15 protein-coding genes are annotated in these 19,221 nt (G+C 51.0%); 9 read left to right on the top strand and 6 right to left on the bottom strand.

Annotation, left to right across the window (positions count from 1 at the left end; translation table 11 throughout):
- From RN22_RS12405 to RN22_RS12365, 9 genes are all read left to right on the top strand, one after another.
- Window positions 1–1,311 (top strand): TRAP transporter large permease, encoded by a 1,311-nt coding sequence (locus RN22_RS12405; RefSeq protein WP_002541233.1) that lies wholly within the window; start codon window positions 1–3, stop codon window positions 1,309–1,311.
- A gap of 86 nt (window positions 1,312–1,397) precedes the next feature.
- Window positions 1,398–2,702 (top strand): histidinol dehydrogenase, encoded by a 1,305-nt coding sequence (gene hisD / locus RN22_RS12400; RefSeq protein WP_002541231.1) that lies wholly within the window; start codon window positions 1,398–1,400, stop codon window positions 2,700–2,702.
- A 21-nt stretch (window positions 2,703–2,723) separates the two neighbouring features.
- The gene (locus RN22_RS12395) at window positions 2,724–3,500 is read left to right on the top strand and encodes an SDR family NAD(P)-dependent oxidoreductase (protein WP_046304665.1); all 777 of its coding nucleotides are present in this window, start codon (window positions 2,724–2,726) and stop codon (window positions 3,498–3,500) included.
- A gap of 23 nt (window positions 3,501–3,523) precedes the next feature.
- The gene (locus tag RN22_RS12390; protein ID WP_046304663.1) at window positions 3,524–4,531 is read left to right on the top strand and encodes an alcohol dehydrogenase catalytic domain-containing protein; all 1,008 of its coding nucleotides are present in this window, start codon (window positions 3,524–3,526) and stop codon (window positions 4,529–4,531) included.
- 107 nt (window positions 4,532–4,638) lie between these two features.
- A complete protein-coding gene (locus tag RN22_RS12385) occupies window positions 4,639–4,926 on the top strand; it encodes a UxaA family hydrolase (protein ID WP_002541227.1) in 288 nt (95 codons plus the stop codon).
- 2 nt (window positions 4,927–4,928) lie between these two features.
- Window positions 4,929–6,098 carry a UxaA family hydrolase gene (locus RN22_RS12380; RefSeq protein WP_002541226.1) on the top strand — a complete coding sequence of 390 codons (1,170 nt, stop codon included), beginning with the start codon at window positions 4,929–4,931 and terminating at the stop codon, window positions 6,096–6,098.
- A 96-nt stretch (window positions 6,099–6,194) separates the two neighbouring features.
- Entirely contained in the window at window positions 6,195–7,208 is a 1,014-nt protein-coding gene (locus RN22_RS12375) for an Ldh family oxidoreductase (protein ID WP_046304660.1), read from the top strand.
- A 14-nt stretch (window positions 7,209–7,222) separates the two neighbouring features.
- Window positions 7,223–8,254, top strand: coding sequence for a YeiH family protein (locus RN22_RS12370; RefSeq protein ID WP_046304658.1), 1,032 nt, complete (start codon window positions 7,223–7,225; stop codon window positions 8,252–8,254).
- A 92-nt stretch (window positions 8,255–8,346) separates the two neighbouring features.
- On the top strand, window positions 8,347–9,039 hold the full coding sequence (locus RN22_RS12365) for a hypothetical protein (RefSeq protein ID WP_046304656.1): 693 nt from the start codon (window positions 8,347–8,349) through the stop codon (window positions 9,037–9,039).
- 18 nt (window positions 9,040–9,057) lie between these two features.
- On the opposite strand, the gene RN22_RS12360 is transcribed toward RN22_RS12365, so the two are convergent.
- The 6 genes from RN22_RS12360 to RN22_RS12335 all read right to left on the bottom strand — a co-directional run bounded on the left by RN22_RS12360 (window position 9,058) and on the right by RN22_RS12335 (window position 19,119).
- Complete coding sequence (locus RN22_RS12360) at window positions 9,058–9,939, bottom strand: transglutaminase family protein (protein ID WP_046304654.1); 882 nt, start codon at window positions 9,937–9,939, stop codon at window positions 9,058–9,060.
- Window positions 9,936–12,503: a circularly permuted type 2 ATP-grasp protein gene (locus tag RN22_RS12355; RefSeq protein WP_082111406.1), complete on the bottom strand. Its 2,568-nt coding sequence runs from the start codon at window positions 12,501–12,503 to the stop codon at window positions 9,936–9,938. The genes RN22_RS12360 and RN22_RS12355 overlap by 4 nt, the downstream gene beginning before the upstream one ends.
- Before the next feature lie 69 nt (window positions 12,504–12,572).
- Window positions 12,573–15,890 (bottom strand): DUF2126 domain-containing protein, encoded by a 3,318-nt coding sequence (locus RN22_RS12350; RefSeq protein ID WP_046304651.1) that lies wholly within the window; start codon window positions 15,888–15,890, stop codon window positions 12,573–12,575.
- Window positions 15,887–16,831 carry an alpha-E domain-containing protein gene (locus tag RN22_RS12345; RefSeq protein WP_002541219.1) on the bottom strand — a complete coding sequence of 315 codons (945 nt, stop codon included), beginning with the start codon at window positions 16,829–16,831 and terminating at the stop codon, window positions 15,887–15,889. Before RN22_RS12345 ends, RN22_RS12350 begins: the two co-directional genes overlap by 4 nt.
- Entirely contained in the window at window positions 16,831–18,288 is a 1,458-nt protein-coding gene (locus tag RN22_RS12340; RefSeq protein ID WP_046304650.1) for a circularly permuted type 2 ATP-grasp protein, read from the bottom strand. The genes RN22_RS12345 and RN22_RS12340 overlap by 1 nt, the downstream gene beginning before the upstream one ends.
- 441 nt (window positions 18,289–18,729) lie before the next feature.
- Window positions 18,730–19,119 carry a hypothetical protein gene (locus RN22_RS12335; RefSeq protein ID WP_046304648.1) on the bottom strand — a complete coding sequence of 130 codons (390 nt, stop codon included), beginning with the start codon at window positions 19,117–19,119 and terminating at the stop codon, window positions 18,730–18,732.
- Window positions 19,120–19,221 lie beyond the last annotated feature (102 nt).

Here is a 19,221-nt window from a genome sequence, read left to right as displayed (position 1 = left end):
ATGCTGAATTATTACTCGCAACAGGTCTCCGTCGATCTTGGCTGGGAATTCTATGGCCCTGTTATTGCCATGCTGGTACTCATCGCACTTGCGGTGCCGGTATGGGTATCACTGGGTTTGGGCTCAATTGCCCTCTTATTTATCACCGAAGTGCTACCTCTGTCCTTGTTTGGTGAATCTCTGTTCGACGGTATTGATGCCTTCGCGCTGATTGCCGTCCCACTTTTTATCCTGACAGGTGATGTTCTGGTGAGAACCGGTCTCTCAAACAAGCTCCTTGACGTGGCAGAAGCCAGTGTCGGTGGCGCGAGAGCAGGTTTTGGTAGTGCAACTGTTTTAGGCTGTGGCTTCTTCGCCTGTATCTCAGGTTCGGATGCGGCAGGTGCAGCAGCAGTAGGCCGAATGACCATTGACCGTCTGGTGGCACAGGGTTATCCAAAGCCTTATGCCTGTGCACTGGTCGCAGCAGGTGCCTGTACCGGCATCCTGATACCGCCGTCGATTGCTTACATCATTATCGGTCTTGTGTTGGGTATTTCCGCGTCGACGCTGTTCCTGGCAGCGGCTGTACCGGGCGTGATGGTCATGTTCGCCATCATGATGACTAATGTGGTAATGAACCGTATCTACGGTTATGAGAACGCCAGACAAGGCTTCTCAATCAAGCGCTGGTTTTCTGTAGTGGTTGATGCCCGCTATGCCCTGTTGGTACCTGTCATCATCCTTGGTGGTATTTACTCAGGTGTGTTTACTCCGACAGAAGCGGCCGCAGTGGCTGTGGTTATCACCATCATTATCGGCCTTTTCCAGGGCACGCTGAAAATCAGCGATTTCCCGAAAATGTTGGAAAGCTCCGCAAAAGTAAACGGCGTCATTCTGCCCATTATTGCGCTGAGCCTACCGTTGGCACAGACACTGGCTGCGCTCGATGTACCCCAAGCTTTCGTGGAAACCATGACATCGTTTACCGATAGTCGCACAGCACTGATTCTGATCATGATTGGTATTTTGATCATCTCAGGCTGCTTTATGGAAACCACGCCAAACATTCTGATTTTGTCGCCAATCCTGCTGCCACTGGCACGCGAGATCGGCATGGAAGATGTGCAGTTCTGCATCATGATGGTTACCGCACTGGGTGTCGGCTTCATCACACCGCCACTTGGGCTGAACCTCTTTGTTGTATCCGGATTAACGGGGACCTCGGTTCTGAAGATTGCCGCGCGATCGGGGCCCTACGTCATATCCATGTTAACGGTGGTATTGCTCCTGGCATTTATCCCCGAATTGTCGCTCTGGGCACTCGACTAACCCAACGTATCTAACCCTTCCCTGGCTTGTTGCCGACAAGCCAGACAGGGAAGTTGCGCCCAAAATTTAACGAGGAAATTATCGACATGGCTGTTAAGTATCTGAAAAAAGCAGAAAAAACTGCTGCAACAGGTGAAGACGATGTTCGCGCAATCGTGGCGGACATGCTCAAGGATATCGAGCAGGGTGGAGAAGAAACCTGCATCGAGTACACACGTAAATTCGATAACTGGCATGGCGACATTGTCGTCTCTCAGGAAGACATCGACGCGGCAGCAGCGAAAGTACCAGAGCAATTGAAGAAGGATATTCAATTTGCCTATGAGCGCGTTCGCGACTTCGCCCAGGCACAGCTAGATAGCCTGAGTGAATTTGAAACTGAACTTTCGCCGGGCTTGTTTGCGGGTCAGCGTTTGATCCCAATGCAAGCAGCAGGCTGCTATGTGCCGGGTGGCCGTTACTCACATATCGCATCCGCGATTATGTCTGTAACCACGGCAAAAGTAGCTGGTGTTGACCATGTGATCGCGTGTTCACCTCCAGGCCGTGAAGGCGGCATCCACCCAGCCATTCTTTACACCCTAAGCCTGTGTGGCGCTGACACCATCCTGAACTTGGGTGGCGTGCAAGGCATCGCTGCCATGGCTTTCGGTCAGTTCACTGGCCACCCAGCCGACATTCTTGTTGGCCCAGGTAACCAGTTCGTTGCTGAAGCTAAACGCCAGCTCTATGGCCGTGTGGGTATCGACATGTTCGCAGGACCTTCTGAAGTGATGGTGATTGCAGACGCAGATGCCGACCCAGAACTGGTCGCCGTCGATTTGGTCGGTCAAGCGGAGCATGGCCCTAACACCCCAGCTTGGCTGCTGACAGATTCAGAAGAGTTGGCTGAGAAAGTTATGAAACGTCTGCCTGAGTTAATTGCTGATCTGCCGGAACTCAACAGCAAGTCAGCGGAAGCAGCATGGCGCGATTACGGCGAAGTCATTCTTGTCGACACCAAAGAAGAAGCCGTGAAAGTCAGCGATGAATACGCTTCTGAGCACCTCGAAGTACACGCTGAAGATCTGGATTGGTGGCTGCAAAACCTGCGCAACTACGGCTCTCTCTTCCTTGGCGAAGAAACCAATGTGGCCTTTGGCGATAAGACCTCTGGGCCAAACCACATCCTGCCAACCAAAGGCGCTGCCAAGTACACCGGCGGCCTGAGTGCGGGCAAGTTCATCAAGGTGGTGACCTATCAGCGCTCCACCAAGGAAGCGAGCAAAGATGTGGCACAGGTGACTGCGCGTATTTCCCGCCTTGAAGGCATGGAAGCACACGCGAAAACCGGTGATGCACGACTCGCGAAATACTTCCCTGATGAGCAGTTCAACCTGCAGCCAGAGTAAGTAAAACGAAGAGGGACTGAGATGACGGGCAGCATGATAAATCAACTATTCAACCTTGAAGGTCAGGTCGCATTGGTGACGGGAGCGGGTTCCGGTATCGGACAACGCATGGCTTATGCCCTCGCCAAAGCGGGCGCAAAAGTGGTGCTCTCCGGACGCCACGCAGAAACACTGGCACAAACGGCAGTCGCCATTGCCGGTGAAGGCGGAGACGCCGCCATCGAAACCGTTGACCTTAACAAGCGCGAAACGCTGCCCCGATTCATTGAAAAAGTGTCATCGCACTTTGGCGCGCCAGACATTCTGGTGAATGCCGCTGGCGTCAACCTGCGCCAACCAGCCGATGACATCACGCTGGAAAGTTGGGACATGACATTGAACCTCAATCTGTCTGTTCCCTTCTTTCTTGCCAAAGCCTGTTTGCCCGGCATGCGGGAAAAAGGACACGGAAAAATCATCAATATCGGCTCGCTGCAAAGCTATCGCGCCTTTGCCAATTCGATTCCCTATGGCGCATCAAAAGGCGGCGTGGCGCAGCTGACAAGAGCAATGGCAGAAGCCTGGTCAAAGGAAGGCATTACCACCAATGCCATTGCACCTGGGTTCTTCCAAACACCGCTGACAGAAAAAGTCTTCAGTGACGATTCCCTCTCCAAGCACCACGCATCGATGACAGCGGTTGGTCGCAATGGAGAGCTGAGCGACTTCGATGGATTGACGGTGTTTTTGGCCTCCAAGGCCTCGGATTACATCTCAGGTCAGATGATTTCTCTTGATGGCGGTTACACCGCGAAATAGGCAAGCAGTAAGGAATAACAATCATGGATATGAAAGCGCTGGTTTACACAGGTCCAAACCAAATGACCTACCGAAACGAGGAAATGCCGACACCACGTGAAGACGAAGTGTTGGTCGAGATCCGAGCGGTTGGGATTTGTGGGTCTGACTTGCACGCTTACCTCGGTCACGACGAGCGCCGCCCTGCCCCGCTGATCCTCGGGCATGAAGGAGCAGGCATCGTCCACGGTGGTGAATGGGACCAAAAAGCCGTCGTCATCAACCCACTGGTCAGCTGTGGAAAATGCGATTACTGCCTGACTGGACATACGAACCAATGCCAAGCGCGAGAGATCATTTCCATGCCGCCGCGTGAAGGCGCATTCGCCGAATTTATCGCGATTCCCAAACGCAACCTGGTGCTAGTACCAGAGGGCATGTCACTCAGCACAGCTTCGCTGGTTGAGCCTATCGCCACAGGCTGGCACGCCGTCACCAAAGGCGCAGAGCTCAGCAAACGTCCTTTGGTGGAAAGCAAAGCATTGGTTTATGGCGGTGGTGCCGTTGGGCTTGCAGCCGCGCTTTCTCTTGCTGCACAAGGCTGCAAACAAATCTATCTGGCAGAAACCAATGCCCTACGCCGTGAAACCGTGGAAAAGGCCAATGTCGCCACTGTTTTCGATCCGCTGACCGATCAGGTCGTCGGCGAGAACACCATGGACCTCGTCGTGGATTGCGTGGGCAACAAACACACACGAATTGGCGCATCAGCGGCGGTTAAACCCGGTGGCGTGATCATTCATGTGGGACTGCAAGACAGCCTGGAAGGACTGGATGTTCGTAAGTTCACCCTTCAGGAAGTCACCTTCGCAGGCAGTTACACCTACACCATGCAGGACTTCAAAGCGACGCTAGAAGCCATGCATAACGGTGCGCTTGGCGCACTGGACTGGATTCAGGAGCGCCCGCTTAGTGATGGAGCGAACGCTTTTGACGATTTACTTAACGGACGTATCGCCGCTGCAAAAGTGGTGCTGCTCCCCGAAGGGTAAACAAACACCGAGGCAAGGTTGGTGAACCAGATTGCCCAAGCTGTATGCCAGCCACGCCAAGGATATATGGAAGTAAGTTTTAAACCTTGATTCAAAAGGAGATGAAAATGCAAGCACCGGACTTTCTCGTCCATGACTCGTCTGACACTGTCGGCGTGATTGTGGTCGAGGGCCTCGAAGCAGGCCAAACGCTAACCGGATGGGTGATGGACACAGATGCCACCATCGAAGTACTCGCGCTGGACGCAATCCCTCTCGGCCACAAAGTGGCGCTGAGCGACATTAAAGACGGCGACACCATTCTTAAGTATGACAACGATATCGGTAAAGCTGTCGCAGACATCGCGAAAGGCGGTCACGTACACGTACACAATGTGAAAACCAAGAGGTGGTAACCATGAGCAAATACACATTTATGGGCTACCGCCGCGAAAATGGCCGTGTCGGTGTGCGCAATCACGTCATCATCCTGCCATTGGACGATCTGTCTAACGCAGCATGTGAAGCTGTTGCTAACAACATCAAAGGCACACTGGCGCTGCCACACCCGTATGGCCGCCTGCAGTTTGGTGAAGATTTGGAGCTGCACTTCCGTACCCTGATTGGTACAGGTTGCAACCCGAACGTGGCTGCGGTTGTGGTTATCGGTATCGAACCGGGCTGGACCAGCCGTGTGGTTGAAGGCATTAAAGCTTCAGGCAAGCCTGTACAAGGCTTTGCGATTGAGCAAAACGGTGACATTAACACGATTGCTGCCGCTTCACGCGTGGCGAAAGAGTACGTTCACTACGCGAGCGAACTGACCCGTGAAGAGTGCGACGTGAGCGAGCTGTGGGTTTCAATGAAGTGTGGTGAATCTGATACCACGTCTGGTCTGGCAGCGAACCCAACCGTGGGTAACCTGTGTGACAAGTTCTCAGCAGAAGGCGCAACGCTGTGTTTCGGTGAAACATCAGAGCTGACCGGTGCAGAGCAAATCTGTAAGACCCGTGCAGTGAGCCCGGAAGTTGGACAGAAGTTCCTGGACACTTGGCAGGCATACATGGACGAAGTTATCGAACCACACAAAACTTCTGACCTGTCTGACAGCCAGCCAACCAAAGGCAACATCGAAGGCGGCCTGACCACTATCGAAGAGAAAGCGTTTGGTAACTACCAGAAGATCGGTAAAACCACGCAGTTCGTTGATGTTCTGACGCCAGCAGAGCGCCCAGAAGCAGGCCCAGGTCTGTACTTCATGGATACCTCTTCTGCGGCGGCAGAGTGTGTGACGCTGCAGGCAGCTGCAGGCTTCGCGGTTCACCTGTTCCCAACAGGGCAAGGCAACGTCATTGGTAACCCTATTGTGCCGGTTATCAAAATCACTGCGAACCCACGTACCGTGCGTACCATGGGTGAGCACATCGACGTAGACGTTTCCGGCATTCTGCGCCGTGAGCTGAATCTCGACACAGCGGGTGATGCGCTGATCGACATGACGCTGCGTACCGCAAACGGCCGTGCAACCGCAGCGGAAGCGCTGGGTCACCGCGAGTTCGTTCTGACCAAACTGTATCGAAGCGCATAAGCATTTCGCTTATTCGGCGCGGCAATCATTTGATACAGCAAGACCGACGCTGGGGAAACCCAGCGTCCTTTTCCTTACCATTCGCAGGAGCCAGTTATGCCTGTGTTTATCGACCCTTCTGAAGTTAAATCCCTGACCGCACAAGCGCTTGAAAACGCTGGCGTTTCGTCAGCTAATGCCAAATCTGTCGCCAATGCCTTGATTCAGGCTGAAATCGATGGTCAATCAGGTCACGGACTCGCCCGCCTTGCGGCCTACATTGAGCAGGTCAAATGCGGAAAAGTGATGGGTGATGCAACCCCCAAGGTGGATACCCCAAAACCCGCGGTTTGTCATATCAATGCCGAACTCGGTTTTGCCTTTCCTGCTATGGACAAGCTTGTTTCCCTGCTTCCCGCCATGGCAAAAGCACAAGGTATTGCGTTAGCCACAGTGAATCGATCACACCATTTTGGACAGGCCGGATTTCACGCAGAACGAATCGCCAAACAAGGTTGTATCGCCTTGGTATTTTCCAACAGCCCGAGCGCTATTGCGCCTTGGGGTGGAAAAAAAGCCCTCTTTGGCACTAACCCTATCGCTTTTGCCTGCCCACGAGACGGCGCACCGCCGCTGGTGATCGACATGAGCCTGAGCAAAGTGGCCCGCGGCAAAGTGTTAGTCGCTAGAAAGAATGGCGAATCTATTCCAGAAGGTTGGGCGATTGATGCCCAAGGCAGACCCACTACCGACGCCGATGCTGCGGTAAAAGGCTCGATGCTACCGATTGGTGATGCCAAAGGGGCAGCTTTAGCGCTGATGGTAGAGATTCTCTCGGCAAGCCTCACCAGCGCGCTTTATGGCTTTGAAGCTTCAAACTTCTTCGATACCGAGGGAGAGCCGCCCGCAATCGGTCACGCCGTCATTGCCATCGACACTTCTGTTTCTGGAACACAATTTGCTGAACGCCTTGAGTTACTCCTCAACACCATGTGTGAGCAGGAGGGTGTTCGCTTGCCCGGACAGCGTCGAATTGTCCGCCGTGAACGCGTGCTCAAAGATGGCTTACACCTCACCGATGCCACCATGAAAGAACTACGGGAATTAGCTCAACTATCAAATAATCAATAACATGGAAGTTATTCATGCAATCACAACTAAAACAACGTCTCCCTAATTGGCAATCACTGAGCCAAAGTGCCCGTACCCTTGCGCCTGGTCTTTTACTTTCCGTCACCGTTGCTGCTGCAGCCACCTTTCTCGCTGCACATTATGGTGCACCGCAAATGCTGTTTGCCCTTTTGCTGGGCATTGCGTTTCACTTTCTCGCTGATGATGCCAAGTGTCAGGCAGGCGTAGAGTTTGCCGCCAAAAAAGTACTCCGATTTGGCGTGGCGTTACTTGGTCTTCGCATCACGGTGGAAGAAATGACTTCTCTCGGCTGGGAAGTGTTGGTCTGGGTAGCGCTTGGTATTGCGCTCACTATTTCTATCGGCATGTTAGTGGCGAAAATTCTCGGCCGCCGCATTCAGTTTGGTGTGTTGACGGGTGGCTCAGTCGCTATCTGTGGCGCATCTGCTGCGCTGGCCATTTCGGCCGTTCTACCCAAACACCCGTTCAGTGAGCGCAACACGCTGTTCACGGTTATCGCGGTCACCGCATTCAGCACCATTGCTATGGTCATCTACCCCATCTTCGTTAACCTTTTAGGCTTTGATGAGCGACTGGCTGGTATTTTCATCGGCGGGACCATTCACGACGTCGCACAGGTTGTTGGTGCGGGCTATTCTATTTCCCCACAAGCCGGCGAGTTCGCCACCATCACTAAACTGCTGCGCGTGGCGTTACTGGTTCCCGTGATTCTGGTGATTTCCCTTTACTTCCGAAGCCACCCCGACAAAGACAGTGAGAAAGCAGATATCCCACTGCTTCCGTTTTTCGTTATCGGCTTCTGTATTTGTGTCGCCATTAACAGCGCTCATATCCTGCCGGTTGGCGTGACTAATACCCTGTCAGGACTTTCTTCCTGGTGTCTGGTTTCAGCGGTGGCTGCCTTGGGGATTAAAACCTCTGTGAAGAAACTCTTCACCATTGGCTACGAGCCGATTCTGATGGTTGTGATTGAAACAGTCGCCATTGCAGCTTGGGTATTAGTTGGGATTTATTGGTTTTTTTGAGAACACAAAAATACCGATTTCTCACTTAGAAATATACATTTAGTTGGGCATGAACTTATACTAAAGACCTTTCATTTACCAAGGTTAATCTTTTGAAATCTTTAGTTAAATTATCGTTATCATTTGTTGCGGTGTTGGTCTCCGGTTGCTCAACTATCAATTACAACGTAGAAGCTAAAACAACCTTTTTTTCTCAGCCTCCACTTAAAGAGGTTGTAGAAGTATACGTTGGCGACTTCATGATCAATCAAGGACAAGCTACAACAAGAGAGTACTTGGTATTGCAAGCTCCTGTTGATGGATTCTCATATGATATCCCTGCAGGAGCTTATGCGAGAATTGGCGAGTATAAAGGAAATCCCTATTTCTCAAGCATTTCCTCAGATGGTCTAACAATTGGCTTCGCAGCTGGTTTAATAGATCCACCGAAAGCACTTCACACAAAGAAACCAGGAGAAATTTGTGTTACTTCTGTTTCCTATCAATCAGCAGCCTGTTACGACGCTCCAGTAACAGTTGAGGAAAGGACGTTAACTGGCCAACAGTCATTTCAACAAACGCTTATCTACAACGGTTCAGTAGGAAAAAAAATTAATATTTCATACAGGGAATTCAACGATGGTATGGCACGAAATGCCTTCACCAACAACGTTGAGTACGATATGAATAAATCTAATTTTATCAACTACAAAGGCGCACGAATCGAAGTTCTTGAATTCGATAATACCTCCATAAAATTCAGAGTATTAAAGCATTTCAGAAACGATATAACGGTAGAAATCTAAGTATTCAAACTCTTAAATTCAAATCCTCACCACATCCACAGCCACGCTTAGGCTGTGGGTGTCACCACCTTCAAATACCACACCTTGTAGCGGTGTGATATCAGCATAATCCCTGCCCCATCCTGTCACGATATGTTGGTCGCTAGCGATCAGGTTATTCGTCGGATCGAACTCCACCCAGCCCACATCAGGGACGAAAATAGCGAACCAGGCGTGAGAGGCATCTGCGCCCACAAGCCTTTCCTGTCCAGGAGGCGGCACAGTTTCGATGTAACCGCTCATATAACGGGCCGCAAGACCCACGGAACGCAGGCAGCCAATCGCGAGCTGTGCGTAGTCCTGACAAACGCCGCGCTTTTGCTCCAGCACTTGTTCTGGTGGCGTGGTGACATCCGTCGCAGCGGGATCGAAGGTGAATTCATTGAAGATTTTGCTGGTCAACGCCATGGTGGCTTTCAGCACGGGCTGATCGTCTTGAAACAACGCCTCAACGAAAGCAGCAAGCTTGTCTGAACGCTGGATTTGCGCTGAGTCCAACACAAATTCACTCGCCATTCTGGCTTCTTCATTCTCTGTGCGTTTTAGAATAGCTCTCAGCTCACCACAGGTTAGCGTGTGAGTATCAATCATTTCGCTCCATGGCGTGGGTTGCACATCCAGATAACTGACAACATCAATAGTCAATGTCTGGTGTGGCTCCTGAATCGAGAAGTAAAACGTCTTGTTGCCGTAGTAATCCACACCTTCGTTTTGGTAAACAGGCGAAGGCGTCACATTCAGCCAGTGGTTATAACAACGCTGATTGTCAGTATCTCGCGGCACCAGGTGTGCCATGTTGTAGCAAAGCGTCACAGGCGCACTGTAGGAGTAGGTTGTTTTATGTTGGACCCGGAATTTCATACGTCCAATTTCCATTTAGGTTTGATGAGCTGTTGCGGTCCAGCCGTGTGGTCGAAGTACTTGTCTGCAATGAGCGATGTGAACTGTTCCAGATTCGCACTGACGCTGTTCAAATGCACTTCAAGCGCTTCACGTCGATTCTCATCATTCGCCGTTGAAAGCGCATTGAGATCGACCTGTTGAATGTCACTCAAGGTTTTCAAAATCACACGGTTTTCCGGTGTCCAGCCGCCCGGAACGTAAGACTGATGTTTCGGTAACATATCGAGGAATTCACGCAGCCTTTCGATTTGGTACACCAGCGCCCTTGGGTTGGTGCGGTCAATCATCAGCAGATCGAGACCAAAAGGCACTCGCGCTTTAGTGCGGTATCTGCGACGGAATGAGATCAGCGCTTCCACGCTCAGTAATACCGACTCCAACACCTGTTGTTGCGGCAGGCTTGGCAACTGCTCCACCAGCGTGGATTTCAACAAAGTAACAGTCTGAATCGCACGCTCTGTGCGTTGCCCCATTTGCAGGAACAACCAGTCGTGTCCACGCAGCATACTTTCATTGCTTAAACCGGAAAGCGCCAACAGCGATGTGACTAATCCGTCCAATGACTCCTCTGGCGCTTCCGGTAAACCGTTCATGAAAGCACGGTCGATTTCGTAGAGGTTGTCACGCAGGCGGTTAAGGATGATGCGGGTATCGGCCGACAAACGTTCCCTCACCTGCTCGCCACAAGCCAGCATCGCCAAGAGGTTTGACTTGATGGAACCGACACGGTTGCCATTGGTCACCAAGTCTGCCAGTTCACCTTCTGGGTTTTCGAAAAGGTCTTCATCACCCTCCGTAAAGCCCGGTAAACAGCGGGTTTGCAGAGAAACCGCTTTTAGCAAGGTATCCCGGCTTTCTGTCTCCAGAAGCTCCAAACCACTGAGCTGTTTGAACACCACACGGATAAGACGGATGCTCATTTCCGCGCGTTCGGCGTAACGACCAAACCAGAAGAAGTTATCGACCACACGGCTTGGCAAATTGCCTTCCTGAACGAGTTCAAAGCCCGCACGTTCTAGCAATGACTGGTGAGTGTGATCAGGTTTATCTGCGGTAATCCAGAAGTCTTTGCTGCGGGAACCTGAAAGGTGGGTGACGACATAATCATCCTGCGCATCCGCCACACGGCTCAAACCGCCCGGCATCACTGCATAGCTTTCCCCATCTGCCACACTGAACGCTTTCAGAAGGCTTGGACGGCTTTCCAGCGAACCGTCACACCAAACAGGGATCAATGAACCCGGCACATAACTTTGCGCCACATAGTTATTCGGATTTTCACGGATCTTCGCCAGAATGACCTGCTTTCCCGCTTCGTCGAGGCTGTGACCATAAACAGACATGCCTTGGGAGCGACGGTACGCGGGTTTAATAATCAAGGAATCCAGATGGGTTTCAACGTATGCCAACGCATCTGGATGACCACACCAATAAGAAGCAACGTTCTCGAGCTTCAATGGCTCATTGAGGTAAAACTCACACAGCTTTGGCAGGAAAGACATCAAGGCTGGCGATTCCAACACAGCGCTACCCAGCGGGTTCGCCAGAATCACATTCCCGCTGCGTACCGCTTCCAACAACCCTGGAATCCCATACATAGAGAAGGCGCTGAGTTCGACCTGATCGCAGTCGTTATCGTCTGTTCGGCGCAGAATCACATCCACGGGTGATAGGCCGTTGATAGACTTCAACCAGACTTTCCCGTTTCGGACAGTCAGATCCCCGCCTTGCACCAAGGGATAGCCCAAGTAGTTCGCGAGATAAGTATGTTCATAATAACTGCTGCTGGAAGAACCTGGTGTGAGAACCACAATCTTCGGGTCATCGGTTTTGTGAGCGGCCAGCTCTGTCAGCGTATTTCGCAGCGTTTGGAAGAAACTCGAGTGGCGTTTTACATAACTGTGGCGGAAGATTTTGGAGTGAACGCGGGAAATCACCGAACGGTTTTCCAACGCATATCCCATTCCTGCTGGCGTCTGCGTCTGATCACCAATCGCCACAAAGTGACCGGAACTGTCGCGGATTAAATCCGTCGCTTGCAGGATAAGGTGTTTTTCGCCCGGCATACGGATGCCGTAACACTCCCGAATAAAGTCAGGGTGACTGAAGACAATTTCAGGCGGGATGATGCCTTCTTTGATCAGCCGTTGTTCACCATATATGTCCTTCAGGATGCGGTTAAACAACTCTGCTCGCTGGCTAAGTCCGGCTTCAACCTGTTGCCATGCCTCAGCGTCGATCACATTGGGGAGAATATCCAGCGACCAGACATCTGGCGACAAGGGATCGTTTTTCAGATCGTACGTCGCCCCATCATCACGCAGAATACGCTGCGCGCGGCGATGCAGTTCGTCTAACCTTTCGGCGCGAAGCCCGGAAAAATGGGAGAGAATCGGTTCCCAATGCGCGCGGACTTTTTTGTTCTCTTCGTAAACTTCATCAAAGGCGTCTCCATTGCCCTGCTGAAGATAAGTGAGGGGCGAAACCGCCCCTTCAAGCTCAGTATCTGAGTCATTCATCATTGTTGTTTTAGAAACCTTCCTGTTTTCTTCGTAACGAAGGATACCTCATTCAAACTAACAGTCGGGAATTCAGCTCACTCTAGTGTTCCGTTTTCTCAAATCTAAGGTATTCGGATACTCAAAACTCACCTCCTCCTTCTGAGGAGCCATAGGCTTGGCAACCTCTTCATTCGGATAGAACCTACGCAATGCATCAAAGGCTGGAGGCGGCATCAGCGGCCCCTGCGTAAAGCCATCGTCATTGAAACGAGTGATACGGCGTCCTTCCGCTTCGTTGCCATTCACCGGGAAGGTATCGTAGTTACGTCCACCTGGGTGACTGACATGGTAGGTACAACCACCGACCGACAAACCGTTCCAGGTATCCACCAGATCAAACACCAAAGGCGCATCCACACCCAATGTCGGGTGAAGCGCTGATGGTGGTGACCAAGCACGATAACGCACCGCAGCAACAAATTCGCCTTGTCTGCCTGTTGGGCGCAGCGGCACACGGCGACCATTGCAGGTCAGCATGTAGCGCGAGTCTGTGAGTCCATTCAGTTTGACCTGAATGCGTTCGACCGACGAATCCACATACCTGCTGGTGCCGGATTGAGTCACTTCTTCGCCCAGTACGTGCCAAGGTTCTATCGCCCAGCGGATTTCGATTTCCATATCATCTAACTGCAATCGACCGTAATGCGGGAATCTGAATTCTTCAAACGGCGCGAGCCATTCCAGCTTGAACGGGAAACCATGCTGCTGAAGATCGTCCACCACCTCTTTGATGTCTCCCCACACAAAGTGCGGCATCATGAATTTATCGTGAAGCGAGGTGCCCCAGCGCACCAATGGCTTGTGATACGGCGCTTTCCAGAACCTCGCAGCCAGACAGCGAATCAGCAGGTTTTGTACCAGAGACATGCGTGCATGAGGCGGCATTTCAAACCCGCGGAATTCGAGCAGCCCTTGTCGTCCACTCGCTGTACCTGCTGCATAGAGCTTGTCGATACAAAACTCAGCGCGGTGAGTATTACCGGTAATGTCCACCAGCAGGTTTCGCATCAGCCTGTCTGCTAGCCAAGGTTGGTCAACCAAGCCATCAGGGAAATTCTGGAAGGCGATTTCCATCTCATACAAGGCTTCATCGCGCCCTTCATCTGCACGGGGTGCCTGACTGGTTGGGCCGATAAACATGCCTGAGAACAGGTAAGATAGCCCCGGATGATGTTGCCAATAGTTGACGAAGCTGCGCAGCAAGTCCGGACGGCGCAGGAACGGACTGTCAGCAGGTGTGACGCCGCCTAAAGTGATGTGGTTACCACCTCCAGTTCCTGTATGACGACCATCCAACATGAACTTTTCTGCGCCAAGGCGACATTCATGAGCTGCCTGATACAAGGTTTCGGTATTCTCAACCAGCTCGTTCCAGCTGCGGGACGGATGAATATTCACTTCAATCACACCCGGGTCTGGCGTGATCAGGAACTTCTGTAAACGGTGATCTTTCGGAGGCTCGTAGCCTTCAATCACCACGGGTAATTCCAGCTTCTTCGCCGTTTCTTCAACGTGATGAATCAGCTCAACATACTCTTCCAGCGTGTTCATCGGCGGCATAAACACATGCAGCCTGCCATGCCTTGGTTCCACACAAATCGCGGTGCGAACCACACTGACATACCGCTTTGGTGCCTCCGAATCTTCCGGTGAAATATTTTCCTGTGAGTAAACTGGCAGGTCTTCTCGCGGTTCAAACGGGTCTCGCTCTGGAATGATTTCTTCCGGCGCGGTAGCGGGTAAAGATTCCAACGGGAGGCGGAAACCCATTGGGCTATCGCCCGGCACCAAGGTAATCACATCAGAGCGCATCGGCCATTTGGAGCTGTACCAGCCCGAACCGGAATGAGCGATAGGCAGGATATAGCCCGTCACACTCTCTAAGCCTTTACTGAGTATGTTGGCAAGGCGGCGTCTTTCGAGATCATCTGTGAGTTTGGCTTTCTTCGGGTTAACTCCATCCGGCAAACCCCGCTCCAGCCAAAGATAATAGAGCGAGTCTTCAAAGCTTGGCTGAACAAACATAGAAGACAGCCCCAAGGATTGACTCAGTGTTTTACTGAAACGCTCTGCGTCTTGAATGTCATGCCCATAATCTTTATCGACACGCGCAAGCAATGCCGGATCGCGCCACAGCTCTTCACCATCAGTGCGCCAGAAACAACCCAGCGCCCAGCGCGGAAGCTCTTCACCGGGATACCACTTGCCCTGCCCATAATGCAGCATGGCGTGAGTGGCGAATTCATCTTTCAAGCGAATCAGCAGATCTTTTGCCAGACGCAGTTTGTCGTCACCCAGTGCTTTTGTGTTCCACTGGTCTGAATCCATATCATCGACAGAGACAAACGTCGGCTCACCGCCCATGGTCAGGCGCACATCTCCTGCTTCCAGCTCAGCATCTACTGCATTTCCCAGCGCTTTGATGTTTTCCCATTCATCATCGCTGTAGGGTTTGGTAACTCGCGGGTCTTCATGGATGCGCGTGACCGTATTGCTGTAATCAAAGGTGACTTCACATTTGTCTGTGCCACCCGTGATTGGCGCGGCAGAAATGGGGTCTGCAGTACAAGCCAGTGGAATGTGCCCTTCTCCGGCAAGCAGGCCACTGGTCGGATCCAACCCTACCCAGCCTGCACCGGGCAAGTAGACTTCACACCAGGCGTGGAGATCGGTGAAGTCTTCTTCTGGGCCAGATGGGCCATCGAGGGCTTTAACATCCGCGGTAAGCTGAACCAAGTAGCCTGAGGCAAAGCGCGCAGCCAAGCCTAATCGACGAAGAATTTGCACCAACAGCCATGATGTATCACGACAGGAACCTTTCTTTAGCGTCAGTGTTTCCTGACAGGTTTGCACGCCCGGTTCAAGGCGAATGCCATAGCTGATTTCATTTGCCAGTTGGCTGTTTAAGCCAACAAGGAAATTAACGATTGGCGTTTCACTCCGGTCAATCGCCGCCATCCATTTAACAAGCTCAGGGCAATCTTCGGATGTTTTCAGATACGGTGAGAGCTCTTCGAGTAACAGCGCATCATATTTGAACGGGTAATGCTCTGCGTATTCTTCAATAAAGAAGTCGAAGGGATTAATGACCGTCATATCGGCGATCACTTCCACTTCAAATTCCAACTTGCGTGTTTTCTCTGGGAATACCAAACGCGCTTGATAGTTACCAAATGGATCTTGTTGCCAGTTAATGAAGTGATCTTCCGGCGTGACTTTCAGAGAGTAAGCATGAATGTGGGTACGCGAATGAGGCGCAGGCCTCAGCCGCAGGATATGCGGCGAGACATGGACATCGCGATCAAACTCATACGACGTTTTATGTAGGATCGCAACGCGAATTGTCATGCAGCCTCTCCGTGTTTGAAATCAAACCAGGTATCGCGGATCTGGCTTTGCAGATCGATCAGCGCCAGCTGGATATCATTAAGATATTCACTGAGCGACAGGTTGATATCGTCCTCGCTTTCCACCTCGTAGGTTTTGGCGCGGAGTGCTTCTGCTGACTCAGCAACCGCTTCATAGCGTGGCAGGTAAGTCGACGCGGTTTTGATTTGGCGCAGGCAGAATTTCAGCGAACGCGGGAAGTTTTGGTCGCCCAGCAGGAACTGACACGCCACCACACTATCAATGCCTGTTTTCATGGTGCGCTGACAGGTCAAATAGCCACTTTGCGATTTCAGTACTTTGGACCAAATGGCTTGGTCCAATACCACTTTCTCTTCCGGCAAGGCGTTGACAGAGATGATGACCGCGGAATCCAGAATGCGCGTGCACATGTCTGCCCTTTCTGTATAGCGCCCCATCACGTTAAAGCTCCAGCTTTCGTCACGGCTCATGGTGTCTGCCAGCAATCCATTGATTTTCTGGCAGCTTTCAATGATCGCATTCAAATAAGCATGGCGATTTGAACGGTTGATGCCTTGCTGAATGTTGTTCTTTGCGTACTGGCAAAGCTCGTTGATCAGCTCCCACATTTCTTCCGGCACCACATCACGCGTGGTACGGATGTTTTCTTTCACCATTAGCAAGGAAGACAATAACGAGCTTGGGTTATCTTCTTTCGCCAGCAAAAAGCGCATGACGTTTTTCTCACCCTGATCTTTGTAGATAGCGCCGAACTCTTCGACACAGCCATTAATCTCAATCAGGTTGTACCAAGAAACTTTCACGTCGCGTGGCAGGTCAAACAACACTTCATCGTAAACGCTCACCAAGCGGGCGATGTTCTCTACGCGCTCCAGATAGCGCGCACTCCAAAACAGGCGTTCTGCAACTCTCGATAGCATCACTTCGCTCCTTTTGTTCTAACAATCCATGTGTCTTTACTGCCGCCACCTTGTGACGAGTTGACCACCAGCGAGCCTTTCTTCATGGCGACGCGGGTTAATCCACCGGTAGTGACATAGGTTTTCTTGCTTTGCAGGATGAACGGACGTAAATCGAGATGGCGCGGTTCCAGTTTTCCGCGTCCCACCAGCGTCGGTGCCGTTGAGAGTTTTAAGGTAGGTTGTGCGATGTAATTACGTGGGTTTTCCTGAATCAGTTTGGCAAAGAGTTCCTGATCTTTTTTGGTGGAGTGCGGTCCCACCAGCATGCCATAACCGCCTGATTCATTAGCAGGTTTCACGACCAACTTATCGAGGTTTGCCAGCACATATTCGCGCTGTTCTTTGTCTTCACACAGGAAGGTTTCCACATTCGGCAGAATCGGCTCTTCATTGAGGTAGTAACGAATCAATTCCGGCACGTAGGCGTAAACCACTTTGTCGTCTGCCACGCCAGCGCCCGGTGCATTAGCCAGCGCTACGTTTCCAGCTTTCCAAGCACGCATCAAGCCCGGCACACCCAGCATGGAATCTTTGTTGAACACTTCCGGGTCGATAAATTCATCGTCAATACGACGATAGATGACATCGACACGCTCCGGGCCATGAATGGTTTTCATATACACGCAGTCGTTGTCGTCGACGAAGAGATCATTACCCTCCACCAGCTCAGCACCCATTTGCTGGGCAAGGAAAGCATGCTCAAAATACGCGGAGTTATAGATTCCCGGTGTCAGTACGACGATTTCTGGCTGCTTCACTTTGCGCGGCGACAGCGCTTTCAAAGTTTGGAAAAGCTCAGATGTGTAAGCGTCGATGGGAAGAATGTCATCATTCTCGAACAACTCCGGCAACACACGTTTAGTGACAGCGCGGTTTTCCAGCATATAGGAAACGCCGGACGGTACGCGGAGGTTGTCTTCCAGCACATAGAACTCACCATCACCTGCGCGCACCAAATCGGTGCCACAAATGTGTGCCCAAACACCGTATGGTGGCGAAACACCGACGCATTCTGGTCTGAAGTTTTTGGATTCTTCGATGATATGAGCGGGGATAATGCCGTCTTTAATGCAGTTTTGATCGTGGTAGAGGTCGTCGATAAAGCGGTTGAGTGCGGTGAGTCGTTGCTTGAGTCCTTTTTCTGCGATGGCCCAGTCCTCAGCATCTATGGTTCGGGGAATGATATCGAAAGGCCAGGCCCGGTCTATGTTTCCTTCATCTGTATAAACGGTAAAGCTGATGCCCATGTCCTCAATAGTGGCTTCAGCCGCCTGCTTGCGTTTTTCTAACTCATCCGTTGAAAGATCTTCTAGGTATCTAATCAATCGGTCAGAGGAAACGCGGTAATTTCCTTTACTGTCCACCAGTTCGTCGAAGAACTCTCCACTGTCGTACATCGTCATCAAATCACTCATGGCGGTTCTTCCTTTTTTTGCGATCCACCTATCTGACTCTACGCCCATCCTTATTGTGAAAACTTGACGAATTTCGCGATTTTATTCCGATTTTTTGCATATTTTTCAAGGCGATCGACTAACCATTTGGACAAAGTACTTAGCAAAAGCACACAAGACTCATTAATGAATCACTTTCGTCGGCATTTATGGTCTACACATGAAAGGAATAGGGACTTTCTGATAGCTAAACAAATATGCGCCATGAATCGGCAATAAATGACAAATAACGCCCTTATCATCGGGCGAATAAAGTCAGATATTTTAGGATATTAGTTAACCGAAAACGTTTTAGGAGAGAGGTTCTGCCCCAATAAGGTGCAATTAAGTTAGCTTTTACTGCCATTCTTTCAATTGTTCATTTTTTATTCAGTTTACCGCCATTTCCCTGCAAAGAGGCATTTAATCTTTCACGGGCAATCTGGACTGGATTTCCTTCATCAAGCCTTCCGGGTCTCGGTAGGCATAATAATTCACCACAATACGTTTCTCGCCAGCAGAAATGACAATAGAAAAGTCATTCGATTTAGAGCTTGTGACCTCACGCCAGTGAATTCGATTTTTACCCTTCTCAACATACTCGCCGGTCACACGGGTATTTTTCGAATCAAACACCCAGAACAAAGAAACAAAAATGCCGACAAACGCCAGAAAACCATACAAGGCATTCATCCAAATGCTTTGCTCTTCGCCCCCCAGCACTAACTGCAGGTTTAGCACGCCAAATGTCATGCCCAACATCAGGATGACGAAGGAAAGTGGCTTGTTCAGAATCGCGTAATTCTTGTCCATGTCGGAAGATTTTTCACTCACTGATAAAAACTCTCAATTTGAATCTATCCATAAGACCGCGCATGTTACTGAAAATTCATTAACTATTGTGCCTGTCTAATT

Origin of the sequence: Grimontia sp. AD028 (assembly GCF_000973155.1) — a bacterium.
Classification (GTDB): domain Bacteria; phylum Pseudomonadota; class Gammaproteobacteria; order Enterobacterales; family Vibrionaceae; genus Enterovibrio; species Enterovibrio indicus.
Note: the sequence above shows the minus strand (reverse complement) of the source record. Positions and strands in the feature narration are given on the sequence as shown.